At 40.3% G+C, this 26,471-nt stretch carries 33 protein-coding genes, 1 pseudogene and 1 riboswitch; of the genes and pseudogenes, 6 read left to right on the top strand and 28 right to left on the bottom strand.

Annotated features, from left to right (window positions below; all coding sequences use genetic code 11):
• Nucleotides 1-324: 324 nt before the first annotated feature.
• Entirely contained in the window at nucleotides 325-912 is a 588-nt protein-coding gene (plsY, locus tag JNUCC41_RS20500; RefSeq protein WP_192204579.1) for a glycerol-3-phosphate 1-O-acyltransferase PlsY, read from the top strand.
• 202 nt (nucleotides 913-1,114) lie between these two features.
• Here the strand turns inward: plsY and JNUCC41_RS20495 are convergent.
• Nucleotides 1,115-1,294: pseudogene (locus JNUCC41_RS20495) on the bottom strand (globin-coupled sensor protein); the annotation flags it as partial.
• 93 nt (nucleotides 1,295-1,387) lie between these two features.
• Nucleotides 1,388-1,714 carry a hypothetical protein gene (locus tag JNUCC41_RS20490; RefSeq protein ID WP_192204578.1) on the bottom strand — a complete coding sequence of 109 codons (327 nt, stop codon included), beginning with the start codon at nucleotides 1,712-1,714 and terminating at the stop codon, nucleotides 1,388-1,390.
• A gap of 314 nt (nucleotides 1,715-2,028) precedes the next feature.
• Here JNUCC41_RS20490 and JNUCC41_RS20485 point away from each other — a divergent pair, with 314 nt between their 5' ends.
• Nucleotides 2,029-2,172 carry a YycC family protein gene (locus JNUCC41_RS20485; RefSeq protein WP_098371894.1) on the top strand — a complete coding sequence of 48 codons (144 nt, stop codon included), beginning with the start codon at nucleotides 2,029-2,031 and terminating at the stop codon, nucleotides 2,170-2,172.
• A 405-nt stretch (nucleotides 2,173-2,577) separates the two neighbouring features.
• Here JNUCC41_RS20485 and JNUCC41_RS20480 read toward each other — a convergent pair whose 3' ends face one another.
• On the bottom strand, nucleotides 2,578-3,066 hold the full coding sequence (locus JNUCC41_RS20480) for an NUDIX hydrolase (RefSeq protein ID WP_192204577.1): 489 nt from the start codon (nucleotides 3,064-3,066) through the stop codon (nucleotides 2,578-2,580).
• A gap of 90 nt (nucleotides 3,067-3,156) precedes the next feature.
• Between JNUCC41_RS20480 and JNUCC41_RS20475 the strand changes: the two genes are divergently transcribed.
• Nucleotides 3,157-3,453 carry a HesB/YadR/YfhF family protein gene (locus tag JNUCC41_RS20475; RefSeq protein WP_098371891.1) on the top strand — a complete coding sequence of 99 codons (297 nt, stop codon included), beginning with the start codon at nucleotides 3,157-3,159 and terminating at the stop codon, nucleotides 3,451-3,453.
• A gap of 37 nt (nucleotides 3,454-3,490) precedes the next feature.
• On the opposite strand, the gene JNUCC41_RS20470 is transcribed toward JNUCC41_RS20475, so the two are convergent.
• The 8 genes from JNUCC41_RS20470 to acnA all read right to left on the bottom strand — a co-directional run bounded on the left by JNUCC41_RS20470 (nucleotide 3,491) and on the right by acnA (nucleotide 8,971).
• The gene (locus JNUCC41_RS20470; RefSeq protein ID WP_192204576.1) at nucleotides 3,491-3,784 is read right to left on the bottom strand and encodes a hypothetical protein; all 294 of its coding nucleotides are present in this window, start codon (nucleotides 3,782-3,784) and stop codon (nucleotides 3,491-3,493) included.
• Between the two features lie 25 nt (nucleotides 3,785-3,809).
• The gene (locus JNUCC41_RS20465; protein ID WP_192204575.1) at nucleotides 3,810-4,241 is read right to left on the bottom strand and encodes an acyl-CoA thioesterase; all 432 of its coding nucleotides are present in this window, start codon (nucleotides 4,239-4,241) and stop codon (nucleotides 3,810-3,812) included.
• A 158-nt stretch (nucleotides 4,242-4,399) separates the two neighbouring features.
• On the bottom strand, nucleotides 4,400-4,645 hold the full coding sequence (gene tlp / locus JNUCC41_RS20460; RefSeq protein ID WP_192204574.1) for a small acid-soluble spore protein Tlp: 246 nt from the start codon (nucleotides 4,643-4,645) through the stop codon (nucleotides 4,400-4,402).
• Between the two features lie 64 nt (nucleotides 4,646-4,709).
• Nucleotides 4,710-4,853 carry an acid-soluble spore protein N gene (locus JNUCC41_RS20455; RefSeq protein ID WP_057275900.1) on the bottom strand — a complete coding sequence of 48 codons (144 nt, stop codon included), beginning with the start codon at nucleotides 4,851-4,853 and terminating at the stop codon, nucleotides 4,710-4,712.
• 138 nt (nucleotides 4,854-4,991) lie between these two features.
• Nucleotides 4,992-5,120 (bottom strand): FbpB family small basic protein, encoded by a 129-nt coding sequence (locus JNUCC41_RS20450; protein WP_192204573.1) that lies wholly within the window; start codon nucleotides 5,118-5,120, stop codon nucleotides 4,992-4,994.
• 242 nt (nucleotides 5,121-5,362) lie between these two features.
• Entirely contained in the window at nucleotides 5,363-5,509 is a 147-nt protein-coding gene (locus JNUCC41_RS20445; RefSeq protein ID WP_192204572.1) for a hypothetical protein, read from the bottom strand.
• Between the two features lie 10 nt (nucleotides 5,510-5,519).
• The gene (locus JNUCC41_RS20440) at nucleotides 5,520-6,053 is read right to left on the bottom strand and encodes a TlpA disulfide reductase family protein (protein WP_192204571.1); all 534 of its coding nucleotides are present in this window, start codon (nucleotides 6,051-6,053) and stop codon (nucleotides 5,520-5,522) included.
• A gap of 206 nt (nucleotides 6,054-6,259) precedes the next feature.
• Complete coding sequence (gene acnA / locus JNUCC41_RS20435; protein ID WP_192204570.1) at nucleotides 6,260-8,971, bottom strand: aconitate hydratase AcnA; 2,712 nt, start codon at nucleotides 8,969-8,971, stop codon at nucleotides 6,260-6,262.
• Between the two features lie 385 nt (nucleotides 8,972-9,356).
• On the opposite strand from acnA, the gene sspO reads away from it, so the two are divergent.
• Nucleotides 9,357-9,509: a small acid-soluble spore protein SspO gene (gene sspO, locus JNUCC41_RS20430; RefSeq protein WP_034312428.1), complete on the top strand. Its 153-nt coding sequence runs from the start codon at nucleotides 9,357-9,359 to the stop codon at nucleotides 9,507-9,509.
• Nucleotides 9,510-9,650: 141 nt separating this feature from the next.
• Here sspO and JNUCC41_RS20425 read toward each other — a convergent pair whose 3' ends face one another.
• Entirely contained in the window at nucleotides 9,651-9,914 is a 264-nt protein-coding gene (locus JNUCC41_RS20425; RefSeq protein WP_192204569.1) for a hypothetical protein, read from the bottom strand.
• A 113-nt stretch (nucleotides 9,915-10,027) separates the two neighbouring features.
• On the opposite strand from JNUCC41_RS20425, the gene JNUCC41_RS20420 reads away from it, so the two are divergent.
• Nucleotides 10,028-10,171, top strand: coding sequence for a small acid-soluble spore protein P (locus JNUCC41_RS20420; RefSeq protein WP_083450736.1), 144 nt, complete (start codon nucleotides 10,028-10,030; stop codon nucleotides 10,169-10,171).
• A 171-nt stretch (nucleotides 10,172-10,342) separates the two neighbouring features.
• Here the strand turns inward: JNUCC41_RS20420 and JNUCC41_RS20415 are convergent, their stop codons facing one another.
• The 15 genes from JNUCC41_RS20415 to JNUCC41_RS20345 all read right to left on the bottom strand — a co-directional run bounded on the left by JNUCC41_RS20415 (nucleotide 10,343) and on the right by JNUCC41_RS20345 (nucleotide 24,661).
• On the bottom strand, nucleotides 10,343-11,362 hold the full coding sequence (locus JNUCC41_RS20415; protein ID WP_192204568.1) for a thiazole biosynthesis adenylyltransferase ThiF: 1,020 nt from the start codon (nucleotides 11,360-11,362) through the stop codon (nucleotides 10,343-10,345).
• Entirely contained in the window at nucleotides 11,359-12,126 is a 768-nt protein-coding gene (locus tag JNUCC41_RS20410; RefSeq protein ID WP_192204567.1) for a thiazole synthase, read from the bottom strand. The genes JNUCC41_RS20415 and JNUCC41_RS20410 overlap by 4 nt, the downstream gene beginning before the upstream one ends.
• A 1-nt stretch (nucleotide 12,127) precedes the next feature.
• Nucleotides 12,128-12,331 carry a sulfur carrier protein ThiS gene (thiS, locus tag JNUCC41_RS20405; RefSeq protein WP_192204566.1) on the bottom strand — a complete coding sequence of 68 codons (204 nt, stop codon included), beginning with the start codon at nucleotides 12,329-12,331 and terminating at the stop codon, nucleotides 12,128-12,130.
• A gap of 14 nt (nucleotides 12,332-12,345) precedes the next feature.
• The gene (thiO, locus tag JNUCC41_RS20400; RefSeq protein ID WP_192204565.1) at nucleotides 12,346-13,470 is read right to left on the bottom strand and encodes a glycine oxidase ThiO; all 1,125 of its coding nucleotides are present in this window, start codon (nucleotides 13,468-13,470) and stop codon (nucleotides 12,346-12,348) included.
• A complete protein-coding gene (locus JNUCC41_RS20395) occupies nucleotides 13,454-14,083 on the bottom strand; it encodes a thiamine phosphate synthase (protein ID WP_192204564.1) in 630 nt (209 codons plus the stop codon). The genes thiO and JNUCC41_RS20395 overlap by 17 nt, the downstream gene beginning before the upstream one ends.
• A gap of 40 nt (nucleotides 14,084-14,123) precedes the next feature.
• Nucleotides 14,124-14,900 carry an energy-coupling factor transporter transmembrane component T family protein gene (locus JNUCC41_RS20390; RefSeq protein ID WP_192204563.1) on the bottom strand — a complete coding sequence of 259 codons (777 nt, stop codon included), beginning with the start codon at nucleotides 14,898-14,900 and terminating at the stop codon, nucleotides 14,124-14,126.
• Between the two features lie 16 nt (nucleotides 14,901-14,916).
• A complete protein-coding gene (locus tag JNUCC41_RS20385) occupies nucleotides 14,917-16,374 on the bottom strand; it encodes an ABC transporter ATP-binding protein (protein ID WP_192204562.1) in 1,458 nt (485 codons plus the stop codon).
• 10 nt (nucleotides 16,375-16,384) lie between these two features.
• Nucleotides 16,385-16,969: an ECF transporter S component gene (locus JNUCC41_RS20380; RefSeq protein ID WP_192204561.1), complete on the bottom strand. Its 585-nt coding sequence runs from the start codon at nucleotides 16,967-16,969 to the stop codon at nucleotides 16,385-16,387.
• A 14-nt stretch (nucleotides 16,970-16,983) separates the two neighbouring features.
• Entirely contained in the window at nucleotides 16,984-17,667 is a 684-nt protein-coding gene (gene tenA / locus JNUCC41_RS20375) for a thiaminase II (protein WP_192204560.1), read from the bottom strand.
• A gap of 134 nt (nucleotides 17,668-17,801) precedes the next feature.
• A riboswitch (TPP riboswitch) is annotated at nucleotides 17,802-17,930 on the bottom strand.
• 138 nt (nucleotides 17,931-18,068) lie between these two features.
• Entirely contained in the window at nucleotides 18,069-18,815 is a 747-nt protein-coding gene (locus JNUCC41_RS20370; RefSeq protein ID WP_192204559.1) for an SDR family NAD(P)-dependent oxidoreductase, read from the bottom strand.
• A 51-nt stretch (nucleotides 18,816-18,866) separates the two neighbouring features.
• Nucleotides 18,867-20,504, bottom strand: coding sequence for an AMP-binding protein (locus JNUCC41_RS20365; protein ID WP_192204558.1), 1,638 nt, complete (start codon nucleotides 20,502-20,504; stop codon nucleotides 18,867-18,869).
• A gap of 18 nt (nucleotides 20,505-20,522) precedes the next feature.
• Nucleotides 20,523-21,323 (bottom strand): 1,4-dihydroxy-2-naphthoyl-CoA synthase, encoded by an 801-nt coding sequence (gene menB / locus JNUCC41_RS20360; protein WP_192204557.1) that lies wholly within the window; start codon nucleotides 21,321-21,323, stop codon nucleotides 20,523-20,525.
• Between the two features lie 158 nt (nucleotides 21,324-21,481).
• Entirely contained in the window at nucleotides 21,482-22,636 is a 1,155-nt protein-coding gene (locus JNUCC41_RS20355; protein ID WP_228467394.1) for an acyl-CoA dehydrogenase family protein, read from the bottom strand.
• 268 nt (nucleotides 22,637-22,904) lie between these two features.
• The gene (locus tag JNUCC41_RS20350) at nucleotides 22,905-24,227 is read right to left on the bottom strand and encodes a sigma-54 interaction domain-containing protein (RefSeq protein WP_192204556.1); all 1,323 of its coding nucleotides are present in this window, start codon (nucleotides 24,225-24,227) and stop codon (nucleotides 22,905-22,907) included.
• 5 nt (nucleotides 24,228-24,232) lie between these two features.
• Nucleotides 24,233-24,661, bottom strand: a complete 429-nt coding sequence (locus tag JNUCC41_RS20345) for a MaoC/PaaZ C-terminal domain-containing protein (RefSeq protein ID WP_192204555.1) — start codon at nucleotides 24,659-24,661, stop codon at nucleotides 24,233-24,235.
• A 183-nt stretch (nucleotides 24,662-24,844) separates the two neighbouring features.
• Here JNUCC41_RS20345 and JNUCC41_RS20340 point away from each other — a divergent pair, with 183 nt between their 5' ends.
• Nucleotides 24,845-25,159 (top strand): hypothetical protein, encoded by a 315-nt coding sequence (locus tag JNUCC41_RS20340; protein WP_192204554.1) that lies wholly within the window; start codon nucleotides 24,845-24,847, stop codon nucleotides 25,157-25,159.
• On the opposite strand, the gene JNUCC41_RS20335 is transcribed toward JNUCC41_RS20340, so the two are convergent.
• Nucleotides 25,102-26,463 carry an MFS transporter gene (locus JNUCC41_RS20335; RefSeq protein WP_228467393.1) on the bottom strand — a complete coding sequence of 454 codons (1,362 nt, stop codon included), beginning with the start codon at nucleotides 26,461-26,463 and terminating at the stop codon, nucleotides 25,102-25,104. The genes JNUCC41_RS20340 and JNUCC41_RS20335 overlap by 58 nt on opposite strands.
• Between the last annotated feature and the right edge of the window lie 8 nt (nucleotides 26,464-26,471).

Below are 26,471 nucleotides of genomic sequence, written 5' to 3'. Positions count from 1 at the left end.
AGACTACCACGTATTGTAACAATTTATACAATAGAGGCATCCTTCATTTATATTGACGAAAATAAGGAAGGCTAAACCTTTCACCCTTCATGAACTTAACGTATATCAAAAGATGTAAGTTCATCAAGGAAAATTCATTTTTTTAGTGGATTTTTTTTGGACAACCGTCCCATTTTGTCACGAAAATGTTACAATAAGAGAAGCTTAACAGGTATTTTAAGGCTGTTTTTAGCTATTTCTACACGTTTATTTTTGAAAAAGGGATTAATCGACCCTTAAACGTGATAAAAAAAGAAGATTTTTCTTAAAAGAAAGGGTAATAGAATGCTTACATTTATCACTATACTGGCTGCCTACCTGATCGGCTCGATTCCTTCCGGTTTAATAATTGGTAAAACATTTTACAAAATCGACATCCGGGAGCATGGCAGTAAAAATCTGGGCGGGACAAATACCTTCAGGACACTTGGTGTCAAGGCAGGGCTAACCGTTACCATCATGGATATACTTAAGGGTACCCTAGCAACTTGTCTGCCGTATATGCTAGGCGTGGACATGCATTTATTGCTAGCCGGAGTTATTGCGGTCATCGGTCATATGTTTCCCATTTTTGCAAACTTTCGGGGCGGAAAAGCGGTGGCAACTTCTGCTGGTGTCATTCTTGCTTATGAACCATGGTTTTTTGTCTTTGCCGTCATCATTTTCTTTATATCCTTATACATATCCAAATATGTCTCGCTTTCATCCATGATTGCTTGTCTACTTGCTCTCATCTACAGTTTAGTTTTTCATATTCATGACACGGCGCTCATTATTGTAATCAGTTTAATAACGATCTTCATTTTTTACCGGCATCGCGCAAACATCAAGCGGATTATCGATAAAACTGAACCGAAGGTAAAGTGGTTGTAAGATCAAAGTGAAAACAGGCCCTTATGCATGGGCCTGTTTTCCATTCTGCAATTCATTAGCCGTGTTATTCAGGATACCGGCATGCCTTGAACCCTTTTCAGTATCGGTCCCGATTTCCTTGATGATTGACACCAATCCCTGAATTTCCTTTTCCTTTTCTGCAGAAACGGTTATATTCCCTTTGATAACCCCGATTATTTCATTAAAGAATTTCTGTTAACTCCAATTCTTTCTCTCCTGCTTGAACCGCTTCCTTGACCCTTTGGATGGAATCAAGAAAATCTTTCATATATTCATTAGATGTTTGCACTATTTCAGCTATCGATTTTTTAGTCTGTTCTTCAAGTTTCCTGACCTCATTTGAAACAACTGCAAATCCATCACCATGTTCGCCTTATTCCCTGTACAAGCATAACAAACTCGGTAATGCTTAGGAAAAATTGGTTTAATAAAACGAGATTTTCATCAACATTTTTCATGAAGATAACAAGGTTTGTATCTTTTCCGTTAAGATCTGCATACGATTCTGCCCCTCTTCAGCCAATGTTTTGGAACAAAGTGATTGTTCAGCGCGCGTTGCGATCTGCATTTTGACATATTGACCGCTTTCTATCCATTGCTTAACGGAAGCATCCGTTTCTTCACTTAAATAACGTATCAGCTTTAAATCGTATTCAGTTAAATCGATGATATTCATATGCCGTTTCACTTGTTCATTGCTTACATCCAATATGCCATCTGTTTCTTTTGTTTTTTGAAACCAGAGTGCTTGTTCCAGCTTGCCTTTTTTGAAAATCTCCACATCCCTCTCCCCCTTAATTCGAAGTGAATCCAAGATATTCCACCAAGCCGATACGAGTCTTACTATCAATTAATTAAAAATAAATCGATTATCTTTAAAGTAAATGATTCATTAAGACTATATATATTTTTATTCTGGCTTCATTGCAATTCTTTTGTCAAGGTAAATGGACCCGGATCATTTCTGCATTAACTTCCCATCAAAAGGATAGTATGGATCTTGTTTAATGGAGGAATGGTCAAGTAAGGATTGAATAATTGCAGAACAGAGGCTACACTGGAACTAACTATTAAATATCGTTAGGAGAAAGTGCCATGAAGCCATTACAAATATCACCGGAAACCGCATTAAAGTTATCAAAGTCACTAAATTTGCCTTTAGAACAAATCATGCATATGCCTACACCCGTCTTGCTGAGAAAGCTTGCCGAGGCAGAAGCAAAAGAAAATACAAAATAGCTGCAGAGGAATCTGCAGCTATTTTTGTGCGCACTCATTTGTGTGCGAAACGGCCTTACGGAGTATATCTTAAAAGGCGTTCCATCCTGCCCATTGATCTTGAAAATGAGCAATACCCACCTTCTCCGGCCGCATAAATATTTCCTTTTCAGTCCTTCTAAGGAACCTGCAGCTTTCTTTTATAATGTAATTAACCATCAGTTTGAGCTGTTCGAAACATCTCATATCCATACATGTCCATATGAGCCAAAAATGAAAGGAGCCCCATCTCCTTTTCCACAAATCAGCATCCCCAGATGGTATATTGCTTTTAGCATTAAAATTTTCCGTATCTTGCTTACCCTATACCAATTCCCCGAATATTCCAGGTATCAAAACAGGCAAAAAACCGCACTTGGGCGGTTTTCAATTGGTGAAGATCAATTCTTTTGCAAAATCAGGCAATGGCTTCTTTATGACCGATATTAAGTGTTCATTTTCATAGGTACAGGCAAATTCTAGTGATGGTTCATCCTGTAATATATCTTTTAGATAATACTTTATGTTGGACACAACTTCATTTGACTCCAAAACCCATTTAAATGGCTTCCAGGCAAGTTCCCCTTCATCACAGGCAGATAGTCCGCCCCCAGCATCTTCAGCTCGGTAAACATACATTCCGCCCGTCTGATTCCATGTCACGATCCCTCGAAAGGCCATCCCCTTTACCTTCAATCCAGTTTCTTCAAGAATTTCCCGTTCCATCGATTCATCAATGGTTTCACCTTGTTCTATTTTCCCACCTATACCATTCCATTTATGCCTATTCGGATTCTTTTGGCGAAATAGCATCAACACTTCAACTTCGTTGGATCTTTTTCGAGTTATGAAACAAATATTATATATAATATCCATGGTTGTTTCCTTTCTGAAACGCACATTATTCGCTTCTACTTCATAATTACTTTATACTTTAATAACGAACCTCTAGGAAGGAGAATTAGTATGAAACTGACCATTTCCGATCAAGCAGCCAAGTGGTATATTGATGAGCTGGGGCTTCAAGAAGGCTCTCATTTGCGCTTTTATGTAAGATATGGCGGGCATAGTACCGTCCAAAGCGGCTTTTCATTAGGTATCATGCAAGAAGAACCTGAAACAGCAGCAGCAGTAACAACTATGAATGAGATAAATTTTTATGTAGAAGAAAAAGATTTATGGTACTTTGATGATCACGATTTACTCATTACTTTTAATGAAAAACTGACAGAACCAGAATTCCACTATGAAAAAAGTGCCTGACAATAAAGCAGCGGTGTTAACTGCTGTTTTTTCTTGTTCAATCGAGCAGGCGCTCTTTTATATGTTCCGCCCTTAAAATTTCCACTTGCTTGTCCCCTAAAAGATCGAAATGAGAATAGCCATCCTTCCTGTGGTGAATCCATTCTTTTTTTAGCCCGTATTTCTTACCCCACTCCGATAAACGCAGTAAATCTTTGCATCCCACTTTAGTAACCGTCTTGCAGCCAGGAAATCGGTCATCTAGCCAATAATGAGTTAAAAAAGCTATTTGACCTTGATCTATTTTCTGCTTCCAGGCTACTACGTCCCCCCGTTTAATCCCAAAAGCCATTTCTTGATCACCTCAATAAATATAATTAATCCATTTCATCCTGCTTTTTATTTTTCTCATAGGCCTCATGCCAATCAGGATACATTCGTTTAATGGATATCGGGCGGAAGCTCTCCTTTTTAACGCATACGTGGGAAGAATGACCTGTAGCCGCCACTTCATTTTTCCCATTAACGATCTCATACCCATAAATGACCCGTAAGCCGTCATACTTTTCAATCCAGGTTTTAACTTTTACCTTATCACCATATCTAACAGGGGTTTTATACGAAGCCTGAATATCCATAACAGGTGAGAGGATGCCATCCGCTTCCATATCAGCATAATAAAACCCTAAATCATTTATCAATTTTGTCCTGCCCAGTTCCATCCATATCAAATAATTCGCATGGTAAACAACACCCATTTGATCTGTCTCTGCGTACCGCACTTCAATTTCGTTTTCAGCTATGAACATTACGTTTCCCCACTTTCATTTCTATTGCAATAAACATTCTACCATAACAAATGTGCAATTTTCATTTAAGCTGTCTTGATTGACTGCTTCCCTGCCATGAAAAACTAAAAATAAAGAGGAGAAAGATTTTGCCCTCTTTCTCCCCTTTACTTAGTTGTTTACATATTATCGTTACTATAACCGCTTTCCCGTGCTTCTTGCTCATCTTGCATTTCTTCCTTCATTCCTTCAATGCTCTTTCTTCTTCGTTCATTTTTGGCCTCAATTGCCTGTTTCTCCACACCTGAAGAGAATGATAACGTTTCATTTGCAGCGGTTATGTTTTCTTCTGTATTTTGAATTGCATCCTGAATTTTTTCAACATTATCCAAACGGTTATCCTGATTGTGTTTATATGAGCCCATTATATTTTCACCTCATGATTTTTTATTTACATAATATTATTACGATCACTTTAGTATAACTTGATTATTCGCCTTTAGTTTGAATGACCTGAGGATGTTTCCCGGATTTGTCCTGCATTTTCTTACCGTTATTCCCACCCGCTGCTATTGGTTGTGTCCCTAGATGGCTCGGTCTAAAGTGTTTGGAATCTTTTTTTGGATTACCCATTCTATCGCCTCCTTCTCTTATCATGGATAAAAAAGAGGAAATTCATGAATGCCAGTTTTTGAAAAAGCCATGAAAAAAGAGCCAGCACTTTGAAGGGACCTTCATGGCACTGGCTCTTTTTAATATATATTGCAAAACTTATTCAGCCTTTTGCATATGTTTCTTTTCAAGACGTTCCTCAATTCTCTCCATTTGTTTAACGTCCATCAATAATTCCTTTTTGTTTTCTTTTATTAATTCTTCAAATGTCCTTTTTCTTTTTTTCATGCTTTTCACCTACTTATTTTAATATACTATTCAGTATTGCCAAATTAACGTAAAATTATGACTATATGGTTTCCGTCCTTAAAATTGTCATAATTATCAGATTTTTAAATCCGAATAAGTTCCATTTCTCCACTCTTTATACTTTAACCCTTTTTTCATAAAACATTAACCATAATTTTTAAAATTTTTAGATTTTATCATTGAATTTTGACAACTTTGTTAACATACAATAAAACGGAACCTCATAAAGGTTCCGTCCAACTGTAGTCTAATTTCGGTAAAAAGCCAATTGAACCATTTTGTTCTGAAAAAACTTTTCCAGATATCTGCTCCCTTACCGCCGTCTGTACCAAGTGACGATAATTTCTTCCATTCTGATGGTACTTCATAAAGTTTCTCCTACTGCATGCTATTTATATTTCGTTCCATATCTTTAAGTTGCATGGCTGAAATTACCTTATTCCTGATAATGCCTTTTTTGTCGATGAAGTAAGTTGTTGGAATGCTGAGAATCCTGTAACGCTCATTCACTGGATTCTTGGCACTTTGACTGTCCAGCGGAATTGTAAAAGTAATTCCATTATCCTCTACAAATGCTTGTACATCGTTTTCGGGGTCAATATTGACCGCAAGAACGACCACATCATCACCAGCTTGCTGTGCATATTTCTCCATATCCGGCATTTCCTTCTTGCAAGGCGGACACCACGTTGCCCAAAAATTCAACATTACCTTTTTACCCTTATAATCAGATAATTCAACTTGTTTCCCATCCAAAGTTTTCAGGGAGAAATTCGGTGCTTTAGCTCCAATTTTCAATCCGCCCAAAGCATCTTTTTCGTCATTTCCCTTCGGTTCATTATCCATTGCCTGCACGATCGCTACCGTAATAAGTGACAGTAAGGCCACCGAAGCAATAATTTTTTTAAGCATACTCGTCCTCCTAGTCCCATTACAATAAAAATATTATTCCATTTCCAGAAATAGAACAACTTTCCTATTCCATCTTAACAATAAAAGGACATCCGGAAAAGTGTAATTCCTTCAAATCATATCATGATATCGCTTTGTTTCAAAAACTTGACACAAAAAAAGCGGTAAACCTGACAAGTAGGTTTACCGCCTTCTAAAAGCTGAAATTAGCCTTTTAATTTATTACGTAATACCATTTGAAGGATACCACCGTGACGGTAGTAGTCGATTTCGATTTCGGAATCGAAACGAACAAGCACATCAAATTCTTTTACGTTTCCAGCTTCATCAGTAGCTGTAACTGTTACGATATCACGAGGTTTAACTGTTTCGTCGATTTTAACTGCAATCGCTTCTTTACCAGTCAATCCAAGCGTTTCAGCGTTTTCGCCTTCTTTGAATTGAAGAGGAAGAACACCCATCAATGCAAGGTTAGAACGGTGAATACGTTCAAAGCTTTCAGCGATGACTGTTTTGATGCCAAGAAGGTTAGTACCTTTCGCAGCCCAGTCACGAGAGCTTCCCATACCATAGTCTTTACCAGCGATGACTGCAAGACCTGTTCCATCAGCTTTATATTTCATACAAGCATCATAGATAGCCATTACATCGCCTGTTGGCCAGTAAGTTGTGAATCCACCTTCTGTACCTGGAGCAACTTGGTTACGGATACGGATGTTAGCGAACGTTCCGCGCATCATCGCTTCATGGTTACCACGACGAGAACCGTAAGAGTTAAAGTCACGCGGTTTCACACCGTTTTCACGAAGGTAGATACCAGCTGGTGTATCTTTACCGATTGCACCTGCAGGAGAAATGTGGTCAGTTGTAACTGAGTCACCGAATTTACCAACTACACGCAAACCGGAAAGTGGGTTAACTGAACCAGGTTCTGGTGATAATCCTTCAAAGAATGGAGGATTTTGAATGTATGTTGATTTAGAATCGAAAGCATAAATCGCTTCGTTGCTAGTTTGGATTTCGTTCCAACGTTTGTTATCGTTGAATACCGTTTCGTATTCTTTACGGAATAACTCAGGTGTAACTGTTGCTTTAACAGCAGCGTTAACTTCTTCTTGTGATGGCCAGATGTCAGCAAGGTATACATCGTTACCATCTTTGTCTTTACCAAGTGAATCGTTGTTTAGATCAAAGTCCACAGTTCCAGCAAGAGCGTAAGCAACAACCAAAGTAGGAGAAGCAAGATAGTTTGCTTTCACAAGTGGGTGAATACGTCCTTCAAAGTTACGGTTACCTGAAAGTACTGATGTTACCAGAAGATCTGCTTCAGCAACAGCTGCTTCGATTTCGTCAGCCAATGGACCTGAGTTACCGATACATGTAGTACAACCGTAACCAACTACGTTGAATCCTAATTGGTCAAGGTATGGTTGAAGACCAGCATCACGAAGGTAACCAGTAACAACTTTAGAACCTGGTGCCAATGATGTTTTTACATAATCTGGAACAGTTAGGCCTTTTTCAACTGCTTTTTTAGCAATAAGACCCGCTCCAAGCATTACATATGGGTTAGAAGTGTTCGTACAGCTTGTGATTGCAGCAATTGCAATCGCACCTGTTTTCATCACCGTTTCTTTACCATCGGCAAATTTAACAGTTACTTCTTTATCCAATTCAGAATTGTCCATGCCGAAACCTTGGTTGCCCATAGGTGCATTGATAGCGTCATGGAAAGATTTTTTCATTTGAGAAAGTGGAATCAAATCTTGCGGGCGTTTAGGGCCTGAAAGGTTTGGTTCAATTGCTGAAAGGTCGATTTCCACAACATCATTGTATGCTGGATCTTCGTTTTCAGGAGAGTAGAACAATCCATTTTCTTTGCAATATGATTCAACCACTTTAATTTGTTTTTCATCACGGCCTGTTAAGCGCATGTAATCGATCGCTTCTGCATCAACAGGGAAGAAACCAACTGTAGCACCGTATTCTGGAGCCATGTTAGCGATTGTTGCACGGTCAGCAAGTGGAAGGTATCCTACTCCTGGGCCGTAGAACTCAACGAATTTACCAACTACGCCGTGTGCACGAAGAACTTGTGTTACTTTCAATGCAAGGTCAGTAGCCGTTGTACCTTTAGGAAGTTCGCCAGTCAGTTTAACACCAACCACTTTTGGAACTGGGAAGTAAGATGGCTGTCCAAGCATGCCTGCTTCTGCTTCGATACCGCCGACACCCCAACCAAGAACACCAATACCGTTGATCATTGTAGTATGTGAATCTGTACCGAAAACAGAATCAGGGAATACTTCGAAGTCGCCGTTTGGAGTTTCAACAGCATGAACCACGTTTGCAAGGTACTCTAGGTTAACTTGGTGAACGATACCAGTTGCAGGTGGAACTGCACGATAGTTGTTGAATGATTTTTGAGCCCAGCTTAGGAACTGGTAACGCTCTGCATTACGTTCGAATTCAAGATCCATATTGGCATCAAGGGAATCCATTGTACCTGCTTTATCAACTTGTACAGAGTGGTCAATTACAAGGTCAACCGGGATTTCCGGGTTGATTTTGTCAGGGTCCCCACCAAGTGCTGCGAAAGCATTACGTAAAGAAGCTAAGTCAACAACAACTGGAACACCAGTGAAATCTTGTAGGATTACACGTGATGGCTTGAACGGAACATCTATATCTTGTTGCTCGCTTGTTCCCCATTTAGCAAGGTTCGCAACGTGTTCTTTTGTGATTACTCTTCCGTCCACTTGGCGAAGTACCGCTTCAAGTAATACTTTAATGGAATATGGAAGGCGTGATACTTTGCCGTCCCCTGCTTTTTCAATAGCGTCTAAGCTGTAGTAGTTGTAGCGTTGCCCATCAATCTCAAAGGACTTACGCGCTTGGTATACGTCATTTTTCGTCATGAATATTACCCCCTATTAAACTGTCAGAACTTATTCTGCACATAAAAGTAAAACCTGGTTCACTGAAACCATGTTTACTATAAATATAAGTAAAAAAGTTAGTTTGTCGAATTTTCTCTCTCTTCTCCCACCCTAACTCTTCCTTCAACTTAATACTAATATAGAAATGAGTATAAGTAAATAACAAGAAAGTTATTGTTTTTGATAAGTTTCTCTTATAGAAAAAAATTCCCCACATATTAAAGTGCATTTTGGAAGCCTTACCCATATGCATTTTATTGAAAATACCCCAATTTGTAGCCTGATAAATTATTCCAGCAAAACATATTAGCACTTCATACATAATCATTCAACATTATCGCATTCTATGGGTGGAGGTGTCGAAATGACAAAACAAAAGGCAAATCATGTTATTCCAGGTATGAATGCAGCAAAAGCGCAAGGCAATGGAGCAGGATACAATGATGAACTGGGAAATGAACCGCCATTATCGGAAATGCAAAGGCAAAATAATAAAAAAAGAAAGAAAAACCAATGATTTCCCTCATTTCTAGGCTTTAAATAGGATAGGCTTTTTGCAATGGCAGATGTACTGCTTTTTTCAAAAAGCCTATTCCATTCTAAAATCAGGAAATGCATAAGTGAAACGCGAAATACTCACAATGATGGAACCTGCCACTCAATATTCCTCTGAATTGACCTCATTGACGATTGCCTGAATATCCTGTTCGAATTTTTTTAATTGTTCTTTCTGGTGTTCGGAAGCGGTGACTAAAGCGGATTGTATTTGCTGATAGGCCTCGTTCACTTCCTGTTTCACATGTTTCAATTCCGTTCCGTAATTCGGTGCGCTCTTCTCAATGGATGAGTATACATCAAATACTTGTTGATAACTTTGCTGGGCTTCCTGGAAAGTCCTTCGCTTATCTTGTTTATCCTGCATTTGGTTCAGCTCCTTAATTAGTGTCCATCCATAGCATGTACGAGGTTTGCAAATATATGTATGTGAATAAAATTTCACGGACTGATTATCTTAAGAGATAGGAGGGATCGCACATGAACAAAAACGATGGTAAAGATATTCGAAAAAATGCACCTAAAGGAAATAACCCAGGTCAACCTGCACCGTTAAGCGGTTCTCATAAGGTGAAAAACAGACAGCACTCCCGTCAGAAGCATAATAGCAGTCATGATATGTAGGCTGCTTAAATAATCGTTCCAAAAAAAAGCGGTGCCGCCCGGAAAAGGCAGACACCGCTTTCGTTTTACGTTTGTGAAGCACATAAATCATAAAAGGAATTTTCGATTTCTTCCTATTATATGGGCCACTGATTTTAGCGTTTTAAGTCTTTGTCATTCCATGATTACAGTTCAGCCAATATAACGATGATATAACGTTTTTGCTTCGGAAATATCTTTTGTTCCATGAATCAACGCCCGCCCATCTTTAAAAATGACCAACCGATGGGTTCCGATCGTAAATGAAAGTAAATAAGGATTCCTGACGATCTTACCACCTTGTGCGAGAAGATTTTTTTCGATTTCCGCTAAGTCTCTTTCAAGATTCATCGCCGGCCGAATCTGGACAGAATCCCTTCCGCATAAAACGGCTGTTTTCGTTCGATTTGAATAGGAGAGATGGGGGTACGTTCGATTTGACCCGCATGACAAACAAGAATCTTTTTTTAATTGCGCTACATTTATGGATGAATATTCATTTTTCCAAAGATCAAATGAAACGATTTTGTTTCTTAGTGATCCAAAATCTTCCACAAGGATTTTCAATGCTTCCGCCAGTTGATGGGCAACGACCGTTTGAACAGCAGGGCTGATGATCCCCGCCGTATCACATGTCAGTCCTCCAATTGGAACCGTTTCCAGCAAACAATTCAAACATGGTGTCGCCTCTGGGATTATCGTGTAACTTATCCCATAACTCCCTACACAGGCACCGTAAATCCAAGGTATATTATATTTTTGCGCAGTATCGTTTATAAGCATCCTGGTATCGAAATTATCTGTGGCATCCAATATTAGATCCACGCCTTCAACAAGCTTCGCCAATTCATCTACCGAGACATCCGCCACATGCGATTTTACGATAACGTCCGAATTTAGCGCCTTCAAACGATTCTTTGCTGCCACTGCTTTCGGTATCCTTTTTTTAGCATCATCTTCACAATAAAGCTGTTGTCTTTGAAGGTTGCTCCACTCTACATAATCTCTGTCCACAATGGTGAGTTTCCCAATCCCTGCTCGTACAAGACCTTCTGCACTTCCCGTACCGAGAGCACCCGCTCCAATCACCAAAACATGTTTTTTGAGAATTTTCAATTGCCCTTCTTCCCCTATGGGGCCAAAAAGTTCTTGTCGTGAATAACGTTCATTCATCCAATGCTCAATCCTTCAATTGGGCTGCTTGCTATCGCGTAATCATTTTTTGCGATTCTTCCTGCTTCATACCCTAATCGACCTGCCTCAATGGCAAGTTTCATTGCTTTCGCCATTTTGACAGGGTCTTTTGCGCCGGAAACAGCAGTGTTAAGCAATACGCCATCCGCCCCTAATTCCATGGCGATTGCTGCATCGGAGGGCGTTCCAATCCCTGCATCGACAATTACAGGAACCTCAGATTGTTCCATAATGAATCGTAAGTTCAGTGGGTTTATAATGCCTTGACCAGAGCCAATTGGTGAAGCGCCAGGCATAATTGCATGGCACCCCACTTCTTCCAGGCGCTTAGCGAGCAACACGTCATCAGAAGTATAGGGTAATACGGTGAATCCCAGTTTCACTAATTCTTCAGCAGCTTTTAAGGTTTCAATCGGATCAGGCAGCAATGTTTTTTGACAGCCTATGACTTCTACCTTAATCATGTCACATAAGCCAGATGCCTTTGCAAGATGTGCTATGCGCACTGCCTCTTTGGCAGTTTTAGCTCCTGCTGTATTGGGAAGGAGTGTGTATTTTTTCAAATCAAGCTTTTCTAAAAAATTGGGCTGACTTGCTTCAAAGATATTCATTCTCCGGACCGCAAATGTTAATATTTCCGTCTCCGAAACCTCCACTGATTGCTTTTGAACATCAAAGTTTGGATACTTTCCTGTACCTAATAACAATCTTGAAGAAAATTCATAAGAACCTATCTTTAACATATCATCCGCCTCCTACAAAATGTACAATCTCTACCTTGTCTCCATTTGACAAAAGTGTTTCACTTAGACTTTCTTTTGCTAATATTTCATCATTCAATTCAACGATCACCACTTTTTGATGTAAATCAAAGTGTTGCAAAAGCCCTGTAACTGTTGATTCATCAGCAGGAATCTTTATTTTTTCCCCGTTAATAATCAATTCCAATTCATCCACCTCCATTAAGAAAAAAGAGTCTGTACCGAACGATCCAATCGAAAAGCGGACCATTCGGCATTTGTCTTCCTTTCTAAAAGATCAGCTATAAGTACACCTGTAATTGGAGAAAGCAGGATGCCATTCCTGTAGTGCCCCGTTGCAATGAAAAGTCCTTTGCATGCAGGATGTTCACCAAAGTACGGCAAGCCGTCCCCAGTTTGGGGCCGTATACCTGCCCATGTCTTTTCCAATTCGGTTCCTTTAATCGCCGGAAGCAATTGCGCTGCCTTTTCTATTAACGTAGAAATCCCGTCAAGACTTACCTTTTGATCGAAAGTGTTCGCTTTAACCGTTGCCCCGACAATGATCCTTCCGCCAACTTTGGGTACAAGATAACAGCCATGTGAGAAGATTGTCTTTTCAAGCAATGGACGATCGGTCCGGACGGAAAAGCACTCACCCTTTACTGGATAACTATTGAGTCCCATCCCTGATTTTTCAAGGAGGAAAGCACTCCAAGCCCCACCTGCCACGATGACATTTTCACTTGAAAATCCACCTATGTTCGTGACCACTCCCGTCACACATCCGTTTTCCGTAACTAAATCGGAGACATGAACGAATTCCTTTATGTCTACACCAAGGGCAGCTGCAGATTCAGTAAATGCGAGCGAAAGCCTAGTGGCAGAAACTTGTCCATCCTTCGGAATGAACATGGCCCCCTTAATCTCATCCGATAGAAGCGGTTCCGTTTTCCTCATTTCGGCAGTCGATAGCCATTCAGCCTCAAGTCCCGCATCTTGCTGGACTCTGATCATGTTCTTCAACTCTGCTACCTGATCGTTCGTTAGCGCCACCTTAAACATGCCCTTGTTCACTAATTCGATGTCTATTCCACTTATGTCTTTTAATTCTTCCGCCAGTGCAGGAAACATCCCTCTGCTTCGGCTTGCCAATGTAAAAAGCGGGTTATCAGCATCCAACTCGGATTGTGCCCCTAACATCCCGGCTGCAGCACTGGATGCTTTACTGGCGAGTCTATCTTTTTCCAATAAAAGGACCTTTTTGCCTCGTTTGGCTAATTGAAAAGCAATGGATCCACCTATTACTCCTCCCCCGACAATGATTGCATCATATATGGAATTCATCTAATGTCTCCTTTCCCAAAGACTTCGAATATTCTTTAACGGCTCTAACCGGGTTTTCGGCTTCAAGCACACCTGACATGACGGCAATTCCGCGCGCCCCCGCATCCAGCACGACTTGGCAATTGAAAGGTGTTATCCCGCCTATCGCAATTATCGGAATATTGACATTTCTTGTGATTGCATGAAGCTCCTTAACTCCCTTAGGAGGAAGTCCGATTTTTGAATCCGTTTCAAAAACATGTCCATAAATCGCGTAATTGGCTCCTTTGCTGAATGCGGCTTTCGCTTCATCCATGGAATGGATCGAACAGCCAATATTCATCCCTGGAAAAGCTCCTTTTACGACTCCCGCATCTAAACTATGAAAAGCCAATTGCACACCAAATACTTTGTGTACCCAGGCTACATCCATCCGGTCATTAATGACGATCTTAGAAAGCGGAATCTTATTATCATGTAATAGGGTCACTGCTCGATAGAGTTCCGATGCACTCATTTGCTTTTCCCTTAGATAAAAGAAATCAACATGTTCCTGAATGTTTGAAGCGATCTCGACAAACTTTTCAATTGGCTGTTTCCCAGTAGAAATAATATGCAATTCATGTGCATTCATACTAAGAACCCCTAACTAGTAAAATTACAATCTCATAAAATCAAATAGATACTAACGGGAATTGAATCGATAGATAAAAGCCGGCCAACAGCAGGATGATAAAATACAAAATGAAACCATGATCCTTTTTTGAAAACCCAAATTCATAATAGTATGTTCGATCCCGAGTGTCTGTAAATCGCTTTGCCTCCATCGCAACCGCGATTCGGTGAGCACGTCTTATGCTTCCGGATAACAACGGGATGGAATAGGCTTTCATCTTAAAATATACCGATCTTAGCCCTTTTCCCCTTTCGAAACCGCGTACCTTCATCGCGTTTCGTATCGTTTGGAACTCCTCCATCATGATGGGAATCAGCCTTAATGCCGCCATGAAACTATAGGCATACTTCGGTTTAAGCTTCACTTGCTGCATTAACGAATAAAACAAGTTCACTGGCCTTGTCGTTAAGGAAAACGTTAAACCAAGGGCCGCAAAGAACAAAGCTCGAAAGCCCACAAGTATTCCCCTCATGAAACTTTCTTCCGTTATCGATATTAGGCCCCACTCAAACCAGAGCGTCTTCCCTTGCCCGAATAATATCATTGCGGAAGAGGTGGATATAAAAATGAAACAAAAGGGAATCGATAAAAGTAAGATTCGTTTTATCGAATGCCCGGTAAAAAACAAAAATAAAAGTAATACGCCAATGGTGATATTCATCATATAATTCAGGTCATGAATGAATAACGCCACGATGCATAACACGATCAGTACACCAAGTTTAAGGCTTGGATTAATTCTATGGAGCCATGTTTCTGTATTTGAAACATTCATCTACATGACACTCCTTTTAAAGTGATAAAACTTCAGTCTCCAAAAATCCGGCCTGCGCGATGTTTTCATCACTTATTACGTTTCCGTCCTTAACCGTCCAGATCCTGGTTGCAAAGTTTTTTGAAATATGATCGTCATGAGTTACCATGACCACTGTTATTCCGCGCCTTCGATATTCCTCAAACCATTCCAGTAATGCAAAGGTATTTTTCGAATCTTGGCCAAAGGTCGGCTCATCAAGGAGAATGATTTTTTTATCTATTACGATTGAAGCAGCTACGCTTAGGCGGCGCTTTTGACCCATTGATAATTGAAACGGATGTTTATCCCGATGTGCCATAAGGCCGAACACTTTAAGCAATGTGCGGACCCTCTCATCTATTTCTTGTTGAGGCCGTTTGTCAAACCGCAATGAATAGGCAATCTCTTCATATACAGTATTTGCAACGAACTGAAACTCAGGATTTTGAAAGACAAACGTCATATCCTCCGTTGGGCTTTTCACTCTTTTAATGGGGGTCCCCATTAATTCATACTTACCATCCGTTTTTATGAACTGCATCAGTGCATGCAAAAGAGTGCTCTTTCCCGCGCCATTTTCTCCCCTGATTACAATCCATTCCCCTGAATGAACCTTCAGCTCTTTAATCTTGATTTTTTCCTCTTTATTCCGAAAACCGCTAAATCCTTGCACATGCATAAGGAGTGAACCATCTGTAAATTGGTGTTCACGAATGGGTTCATGCTCATTTACATATTCATCCCAAACACCTGGAAACCATATTCCATATTCTTTCATTTCATATTTATATCGTGAAAGAATGGAGTCTCTTGGACCATCGGCCATGATTTGACCGTCATCATTAAAAAGCACGATTCGATCGATGAATTCTAAAACATGGTCAATTTTATGCTCGACGATTATAACCGTTTTGTCTCGACCAACTTCCTTCAACAAGTCCCAGATTTCCTTTGTTCCTTCCGGATCAAGCATGGCGGTTGGTTCATCCAAAAATATCACTTCTGGTTCAAGGGCCAATACTGAAGCGATTGCCAGACGCTGTTTCATCCCGCCTGACAATGTTTCTATACTTGTATGGCCTAGGTTCAATCCTACTTTACGGAGATGATTTTGGATTTTCCCTTTCATTTCATCTTTAGGGACGGAAAGATTCTCAAGGACGAAGGCGATTTCCTCATCGGCAAATGGCATGCAAAACTGACTATCAGGGTCTTGAAAAACATACCCCCATGAAGAAGGGCCTTTCATTTCTTCAACTTTCATCGGGACTTCGATGGAATTCGGAATCAATCCGCTTAACACTTGCAAAAGAGTGGACTTACCACATCCTGATGGTCCCAACAATAGTACCTTTTCTCCTTTATCAAACGATAAGGATAGGTCCTTGAAAATCAAAGATTCATCACCGGGATATTTCATTCTTAACTTCTCTACAGAAATGATTGGTTCCATGGCACCCAACCTAATTTTGATCCAGTTCTGCATAATCTTTATTTGAAACCGGACGAACAAGATTAGTTACTCCTGTCGCTTCCAGGACTTTAACTAGATAATAGGCAGTCACACCTGCAAAGAAAATGGAACCCACAAACCTCGCTATCATGAATAAAGATAGATTCCAAGTGGAAAGCGCACCAATTTCCCCATATGCAAAATCCATTAGTACGGATGCAAGGCAGGAAGCTACCGCAGCTAAAACGGCCACCGACATATTGAATTTTTTATATTTGAACGCCATGAACACCAGTTCCGCGAACAAGCCTTGGACCACCCCATATAACAGTACGGTCAGCCCCCAAGGAGAACCTAGAAAGAATTCCCCGGAAGCTGCAGCAATCTCTGCCAAAAGTGCCACACCCGGTTTCCGTAAAATTAAAAAGGCGGCGGGGCCAGCTATAAACCACATTCCATAAATAAGTTGATCCAGATGTAATCCTAATGGTTTAACGGAATAGTAAATCGAACCCCAAAGGATATAAACGATTCCAAATGCTACCGAAATCACGATCGTGACTAATATATCCGTTAATTTCAATCCTTTTTTCATTATTTCATTCTCCTTTATACTTCCAGTGTTTCCTGGTGCACAGGCCATCTCTCTAAACGATAAGCCATTTCCCAAAATGAGTATTCATATTGGCTGCTCAGGATAAAGTGCTCTTTCATTCTCTCCTTATCTTCGTCCGTTACTTTTTCAGCAATCTCATCCAGCCTCGCAATTTGTTCTTCCACCAAAGTGCGGAACCACTCTCCTCCGTACGCCGCTATCCATTCTTGATAAATCGGCTCTTCGGGTATGCAACCTTGCAGCTTTTCACCTATTTCATAATACAGCCAGTAACACGGCAAGATGGCTGCAATAACATCACCTAAATGTCCCGAATAAGCTGCACGATACATATGGGAAGTATAAGCATAAGCAGTCGGGGCGGGTTTGAAATTTTCCCTTTCTTCTTTTGTGATGCCTAATCTCTCAGAAAAATTCTCATGAAGTTTCAACTCCGCTTCATATGTTCCTTGTGCATGGCCGGCAAGCCTGCTTGTTGTATGTAAATCTGTAGCTTTGACTGCCCCTAAAGCTTGAACCCTGGCAAAATGAGATAAATAATAGGCATCTTGCATGACATAAAAACGAAAACATTCCAATGGCAATGTGCCATCTCCTATTCCTGCAACAAACGGGTGATTAAAACTAGCTTCCCAAATGTGATCAACTTCCCGACGGATTTCCTCTGAAAACTTCATGTCCCTTACCTCCAAATTGTATTTTTCAATGAATCTTACAGAAAAAGCCTTTTATCACCCCTTTTTTTGCAAACAAAAAACCACTTTCTTAAACGTAAAGAAAGTGGTTGTGCTTGAAAAAATACAGAATCGTATCGTTCCAGACCCCACTTCCCTACGCTGGTATAAACCAGATCAGGTTCTAAGGGTCTTAAAGTCATACTTTAATCTCAGCTTCTGCGGTAAAATAAACTTTTACCATTAAAGCACCCCTAGTGGTACAAATTGTATATTTAATTTCCATTTGCCTTTATATTAACACGATAAACCCAATTGTCAAACATATTAGAAAAAGTTTTCAACCTAATGCTTTAAGTTTACTAGCCTTTCAATCTTGCATAACCACCCAACTATATTGATTTTTAAACCATTGTTAATCCACCATTTACGGAAAGAGTTTGACCCGTAATATACCCTGCATCTTCCGAAACGAAATAGGCAACAGCACTGGCAATGTCCTCTGGTTGAGCTAGCCGGCGAAATGGAATCGCTTTTTCCAAGGCACCTGCTATACCTTCATTATATGAGCCTATTTCTTGAAATAGGGGCGTATCTGCAGGACCTGGCGCAATACAATTGATGTTGAGTTTGTGACGTGCCATTTCTCTTGCTATCGTTTTTGTGAAGGCAATCACCCCTCCCTTAGCAGCCGAATAAACTGCCTCTCCACTTGATCCTACTCTAGCTGCATCAGATGCAATATTTACTACCTTTCCGTAACCATTTTCAATCATGAGCGGTAAAATTTCCTTGCAAGTATGGATCTGGCCAAGTAAATTAATATCGATAATCCTTTTCCAAGTGCTAGGATCACTTTTTAAAAAAGGTTCCACCTTATCCCAGCCTGCGTTATTAACCAATATATCTATTTTATGATAATGATTCACTGTTTCTTCAACGGCTTTTTTAACACTTTCTAATTTCGTTACATCACAATGGACCGCTCTGGCTCCAAAACCCGAATTTTCGATTAAAGAAACCGTTTCCTCAGCATTTTTATGATTTATATCAGCCACGATGATGTTAAAATTGCGAGAAGCCAATTTTTTTGCAATCTCTCTGCCAATTCCGCTTCCGGCACCGGTAATAAATGCGATTCTTTTATTCATATATTTCCCTCCACTTTCACCATTTAGTCAATATGGTTTTATTTAAACTGCTTATATCTTGTCGACTAACTTTTCATTTATCATTTCCCGGAGCCGGAATTTCTGGATTTTCCCGCTTGCCGTACGAGGAAAGTCGTCCATAATTTCAAGAAATTCAGGCCAATATTGTTTGGCCAAACCCTTTTGCGAGAGAAATTCCTGCATAGAATCCATCGTGATCGGGCTCTTCCCCGTTTTCATGCTGATACATGCACATGCTTTTTCCTGAAGTCGGAAATCTGGAACTGCAATAACCTGAGCGCTAGAAATATCCGGGTGTTCATACAATACATTTTCTACATAAGCGACTGGAATATTTTCACCGCCACGTATGATAATGTCTTTGTTTCTTCCAGAAATTCGAATATATCCTTCTTCATCAATGAATGCTCGATCACCGGTAATGAACCATCCGTCACTAAATTCAGCTAAAGTATCATCGATCCGTTTAAAATAGCCGACAAAAAGAGCCGGACCCCTTACTAATAAAGAGCCTTCTATATTCGGGGCACACACCTCCCCTTCAAAATCTACGACCTTTAGTTCCATTCCCGGAAACGGAATTCCGTCGGTATTCGTCAGTTTTTCTTCTGGATCTTCAAGTCTCGTCAAGGTTACCAAGCCATCTTCCGTTTGACCCCACCCTGACAATATCTTGAACGGGACTTTTTCCATGGCTTCCTTTACTAAATGCCTGGGAATCGGGGCACCTAAAGCTACGAAGACTCGTAGCGAATTAAGGTCATACCTTTCTATCCCCTCCATTTGGACCGTATCTTGCAGATAAGGAGTAGCTCCGGCCGTAAACGTTATCTTTTCCCTCTCTACCCATTCAATAAACTCTCTCGGATTCCAAATGTCTTGATAGACTCCCGTACCTCCAATATGTGTAGGGAGCCTAACTCCATAACCAAAACCTGTTTGATGGGCGAACGTTGACGCCATGAAAAGAACATCATCGGATGTTAAATGTAAGCGGTCAATCCAATAATTCGTTGATATACAAAGAGTATTATGGGTATGCATAACTCCTTTTGGACTTCCTGTGGTTCCCGAGGTAAAGATAATTTCAGTCACATCATTGGGGTCAAGTGTGATTTCATCCAAAATAGCTGAATCCATCCGGTCTTCCCAAGGTTCCTCAAATAAAGAGGAGAACAGTTTCATCCCATTCGGCGCACTGTCACCCATCACGTATATATGTTTCATTGATGGCCATTGATGACTTAGTCTTTCAATCATGTCAGGGTAATAAAACCCACGGAAATACTCTGGTACAACAATCATTTTAGATTCTGCCATCCCAACCATATAGCCAATTTCCCTATCTCGATAAATTGGTATCAATGGATTGCTAATGGCACCGATTCTTGTAACAGCATAATGCAAGATTATAAATTCATTCCAGTTAGGCAGTTGAAAAGAGACAACATCCCCCTTACCCAATCCTATATGCAAGAGACCCAAAGCGATCCGATCGACCAACTTACCAAGCTGCTTGTAAGTAAAACTACTTTTTTTATCGATAATCGCCACCTTATCTGGATGCTTTACTATAGCATCATTCAAATAATCCAAGATGGTACGATTTGGCCAAACGCCTTTAAATTCCCCCACATATTCCTGAGTCAAAATCGTCTCCAATTTCACCAGTTTTCATCCCCCTCATCAACCTCTGAATTTTTTAAAATCTACAGGCCTCTTTTCTAGGAAGGCGTTTTTTCCTTCTTCCGATTCTTTTGTATTGTAAAACATTGCCAAACTGCCCATCGATAGTTGAGAAATCCCTTGAATGTTGGCACTATCTGCATTAAAGGAATATTTGAGCATTTTTAGCGCAGTAGGACTCTTATCAAGGATCTTTCTTGCCCATTCCTCTGCTGCCTCTTGCAATTGTTCCGAAGCAACGATTTTGTTCACAAGTCCCATTTCTTTTGCTTCTTGTGCAGAGTATTGTTCACATAAATACCAGATTTCCCTTGCTTTCTTTTCTCCGACAATTCGTGCTAGATAAGCTGAACCAAAACCTGCATCATAACTACCGACCTTTGGCCCACTCTGGCCAAATTTTGCCGTGTCAGATGCAATGGTTAGGTCACAAATGACATGCAGGACATGCCCGCCTCCGATGGCAAACCCATTAACCGCTGCAATGACCGGCTTAGGAATGTTTCGGATCGTTTGGTGCAGCGTTTCGATTTCCAGTCCCATTCCGCCCCCTAAACCACCTGAATGATTATATCCTCCTTCCTCTCCCTTTTCTTTTTGATCTCCACCTACACAAAATGCCTTCTCACCTGCTCCCGTCAGAATCACGATACCAACACGATTATCATCCCAAGCGTCCCGGAAAGCCCAAATTAATTCCTGAATGGTTCTGGCACGAAAAGCGTTATAAACTTTAGGTCTGTTCATTGTTATCTTTGCAATCCCACCATTTTTTTCATAGATTATATCTGTTAATTCCATCGTTTTCATTCCCTTCATTATCTTAGTGATTTGCCTTGTATCCCATCATTTCACTGTTAATTACGAACTTAATCGGTACCCAATACGACTGTGAATAATTTCAGTTTCTTCGTAATAGTTTCCGTTTCAGCAGAATGCAAAAATACCAATCCATTGGATTAATGAGAACGGAACTCCTTTCCTATAATGTCCTTTGCAATGACCATCATATTGGCTTGAGCAGTGCCATCACCAATTTCCAACCCAATCACATCACGCAAGCGTTGCTCAAGAGGCATTTCCTTCGTATAAGCATAATGACCATTCAGCAGTAAACATTCATGGATAGCTTCTACACTATATTTAGGACCTAACCACTTAACGGAAGCCGATTCTTTACTATGATTCAGCCCTTGGTCACGAAGCCAAAGGCCTCGGTAAGCTTGCCACTTCACCAGTTCTAATTGGGTATGGTGGGTCACAATGGGGAAGGAGACCCCTTGATATGTCGCCAACGGTTTACCAAATGAATGCCTGATTTTCACATATTCGATGGTTTCATCAATACTTTGTGAAGCGGTGCCCACACATTGAAGGCCTATTAACAGCCGACTTAAATCAAACCCATTCATCACTTGGGAAAACCCTTTATTTTGAAGACCGATCATATACTCTTCCGGAATCTCGACATCTGTTAAATATATCGAACCTCTTCCAATGGGGATATTCCCCATGTCCGTGTACCCTCTACATTCAACACCCGGAATATCGGCAGGTACCATGAAAGCACTTATCCCACGATTTCCCCATTCAGGTTCCGTCTTTGCAAATAAAACAAATGCATCTCCACACATAGCAACACTTATTCCAGACTTTTCTCCATTAAGCACATACTTATTTCCTTTATGTACAGCTGTTGTTTTAATTCCGCCCGCATCCGTACCGGCGGAAGGCTCCGTAATGGCAATGCCAACAATTTTTTCACCGCTTGAAATTTGGGGAAGCCACTCCTTTTTCAGTTCCTCGCTAGCGTGATTATTGATAATTTCACCGATTAATGCATTCAACATCACCGCGTAAGTAAGGTTGAAATCACCACGACCTATCTCCTCAGCAGCTATCCCCGTTGTCACACAATCCGCACCGCTTCCGCCATATTCCACTGGAATCCGAAGGCCATTCACGCCAAGATCACCCAGCTTTTTCCACAAGTGTTTTGGAGTAATCTCTTCGCGATCCCATTTTGTATAATGTGGAAGCAACTCTTCCTTCGCAAATTCTTTCAATATTTTACGAAAATAATCTTGCTCTTCCGTAAAAGAAAAATTCAGCACATCATTACCCCCTTGATTAATTACTAATTTATCTGAACCCATATTTAGAACATTCTACGAAACATGAAACCTCTTACATGACAAACTATTATTGCAAGTTGTGTGCCAACTTGAATCCGCTACAATTTTGGCTATAGTTTCCAAAACCTTTCGCATGTTTGCATTTTTCTCATTTCTGCAAATCAAATTTGCGAAACCTCAAAAAAAATACACACTTTATAAGTGTGCCCTAATGGTTACCCTGATTACATTTCATTGGATGATACAGCTATTTCAATTTGTATTTGGCAATTTTCCTATATAAACTAGCAACATGAATTTTCAGCTTTTGAGCTGCTAAAGAACGATCCCCTTCCGAATCTTTCAATGCTCGCTGAATGGCGGATTTTTCAGCATTGCCTACAACTTCATCCAACGTACCGGACATAGAATTATCCATACATGAGGGAACCTCCAATATGAAATTAGGTGTAAAATATAAAGAATCCAGAGTTAGAGTCCCTCCATCTACGATATTCATTCCTCTTTCGATTATCGCTTTGATTTCACGGATGTTACCAGGCCATTCATATTGGATAAGCCAATCTTGGAGTTTAGGATCAATTTCTTTCACATTGGACCCTAACTTGTTATTGAAATGCTCGATGAAATGATATGCCAGAGGAAGAATATCTTCGTGCCGCTCCCTTAAAGAAGGAATTTTCAATTCAAAAACATAAAGTCGATAATATAAATCTTGGCGGAATTTCCCTTCTTGAATAAGGGTTCTTAAATCCCTGTTCGTCGCCGCGATAATACGTATATCAACATTTTTAGTCCCTGTCCCGCCTAGTCTTTCCACTTCCCTTTCCTGTAAAACTCGTAATAGCTTTCCTTGAGCCTGATAGGGCAATTCAGAGATCTCATCTAAAAACAACGTACCATTTTGGGCTAATTCTATTTTTCCCGGCTTACCTTCTTTTTTTGCCCCGCTAAAAGCGCCAGCTTCATAACCAAAAATCTCCGATTCAAATAATTCATCTGGAATCGCGGCACAATTTACCGGCACAAAAGGCTGTGCCTTTCTTGTACTCAAACTATGGATCGCTTGGGCAAAAAGTTCCTTTCCCGTTCCCGTTTCCCCTGTAAGCAGTACTGTTGAACTGCTAGTAGCTATTCTGGCGGCCAGCTCTTTTACCCTCTCTATCTCCTTACTCTTTCCAACAATCTCTTCGAAGCTATATCGACTTTGAACAACGGAATTTTTCTTGGCTTTATTCTTCTCCAAAGTGTTGGCAAAATACATTAGATCACTGTATTCCAGTTCGTCCTGGCGGATTATTATGGTATAAATGGTATCAGCTTCTCGTCGAAATACCCTTATAAAACAAGAGTGTCCGCTGATCACACCAGAAAACACATGTTTGTGGGCCAGACCTTTCAAAGAAAAGTTGGAAGAAGTGTGAATGACTCTCGTAATGGACTTTCCTATCAAATCAGTCGGCATCATCATGAAATATTCATAAAAATCAGCAGTGGCGCCTATAATTCTTCCATTTTCATCTACTTCAATTGATCCCCAATTCCTTATTGCGTTTTTAACATTTTCCATTCACATCACCTAATACCTTGATTACTTAAAACAAAAATTACAACTTGACCCTTAATGACTTCAATTCCTGCCTGATTAAAGCAAGTCACCTTTAGCGTAACCCACTCTCTATTCAAATTAATATCAATGACCTCCAGTTCCGCTGAAATCATATCGCCTATATGTACTGGATGATAAAAGACCAATTCCTTTTGTAAAAGTATACAGGCACTACCCGGGAGTTTTTCACTGATCACTTGAGTGATAAGGCCTTCCGTTAACAAACCAGGTACAACCGGCTTGCTGAAATTACTTTTCCATGCTTCTTTATTCACTTGATAAATCGGACTGTAATCTTTTGTTAATTCATTACATAATTTTACGTCAGATTCATTAAATGTACGTTGTATACTAGCAACCTGGCCGATGGACAAATCAGTGATTGTTAAACTCATAACATCGCTCCTTATCTTTTCAGAATATTCAATTTTAATATAATACTAACTATACATAACTTTCCAATCAAATACTATAAAAGGGAGTTCGTTTGTAGTTTTACTCCTGAATTTGAATGGTTTACCCGTAATTTCAGCCGGTTTATTCATGAATTTGGGTGCTTTACAAGTGAGTTGCGTGAGTTGGACGGTTTTACTCATGAATTCAGCCGGTTTACTCGTGAGTTGGGCGGTTTTACTCGTGAATTCAGCCGGTTTACTCGTAAGTTGGGCGGTTTTACTCGTGAATTCAGCCGGTTTACTCGTGAGTTGGGCGGTTTTACTCGTGAATTCAACCGGTTTACTCGTGAGTTCTTTTATTTTCTAAAAAATGACCTAAATGTCAGGGAACAGTTGCATGACTGTCCGCTGACATTTAGGTCATCTACTAAAAAACAATATTATACATTCGATGTTGCTTTTAGTTTTATATTTCCCTCGATCTGCGGTTTATCATAGCTGCCAAACCTCTCTTTCACAACGAGTAACGCCAGGGCAGCCATTATGCTCGGGACTGTGAAGGCCATAAATGCATTTTGTGGCGAATAGTTTGCAGCAAGCAATAATCCAATTAATGTAGGGGCAACAATCGCTCCAATTCTACCAAAAGCCAATGCCCAACCTATCCCGGTGGTCCTTATCTCACGCGGATAATATTCGGATATATACGTATTGGCCAAATTCATCGTGCCAACTGTACAGGCGCCTCCAAAGGCGATCAGAATATATAATGCTACTACATTTGAGGTCAATCCTAATATGACAAAACAGACGGTACCTATTACACAGAGTGATACAAGTACTCTTCTATGGCCTATTTTCCCAACCAAGTACCCTCCAATTATCGATCCGCCAATTTGTCCTATTCCCGATATAAGATTGAAAGATAAACTGGAGGAAAGGCCGTATCCGGACTGCTGCATGATTTTGGGTAACCATGTATTGAGTCCGTATACCATAAGTAAACAATTAAAGGCAGCTACCCAAAAAGCAAAAGTGCTAAGAGTACGCTTTTTTTCAAAGAGCTTCTTGACTGGAAAGCCCTTTGCCCTTTCTTGGACTTTGGCAAACTCATAATCGTCCGACTCTTTATAGTCGCCTTCAGGGTCAATGCGATTCAGAATTCCAGCAAGCTTTGCTCCTTGTTTTCGAATAACATAATAGGAAAGCGATTCAGGAAATTGCTTCATGAAGAATGGCAGTGCCAGTAAGGGAAGAGCCCCTATCCAATATAAAACCCTCCAACTCATTTGTTCCATCACATACATTCCAATTAAAGAAGCAAGTATGCTTCCGATAGAATAACCACAGTACATAGTGGTTACAATGAGCACCTTATTCTTTTTGGGTGAGTATTCCGCCATTAAGGAGATGACATTTGGCATTAATCCTCCCATTCCCAAGGCTGCTATGAATCGTATAACCGAGAAAAAGGCAGGATTCGTGGAAAAACTTGAAAGTAATGTAAAAACACTGAATAAACATATGCAAATGGCAAGCACTTTCTTCCTCCCTAGTTTATCCGCCAGGGGTGCAAAAATGAGGGCCCCCACCATCATTCCGAACAAAGAATAACTTGCTATTCCGCCAGCTTCGACGGGCGTCAAGTTCCATTCCTCCATCATCAAAGGTAAACCTACTCCGTACATGGCTATATCAAATCCATCGAAGGTAATTGCGAACAAACACCACATAAAGACCATTAAGTGAAAACGGCCAAATCTACTATTACCTACCACTTCCGAAGCATTAACTTCACGCAATTAATTCC

It is taken from the genome of Brevibacillus sp. JNUCC-41 (assembly GCF_014844095.1).
Lineage (GTDB): Bacteria > Bacillota > Bacilli > Bacillales > DSM-1321 > Peribacillus > Peribacillus aracenensis.
This window is presented reverse-complemented; position numbering and strand designations above follow the sequence as displayed.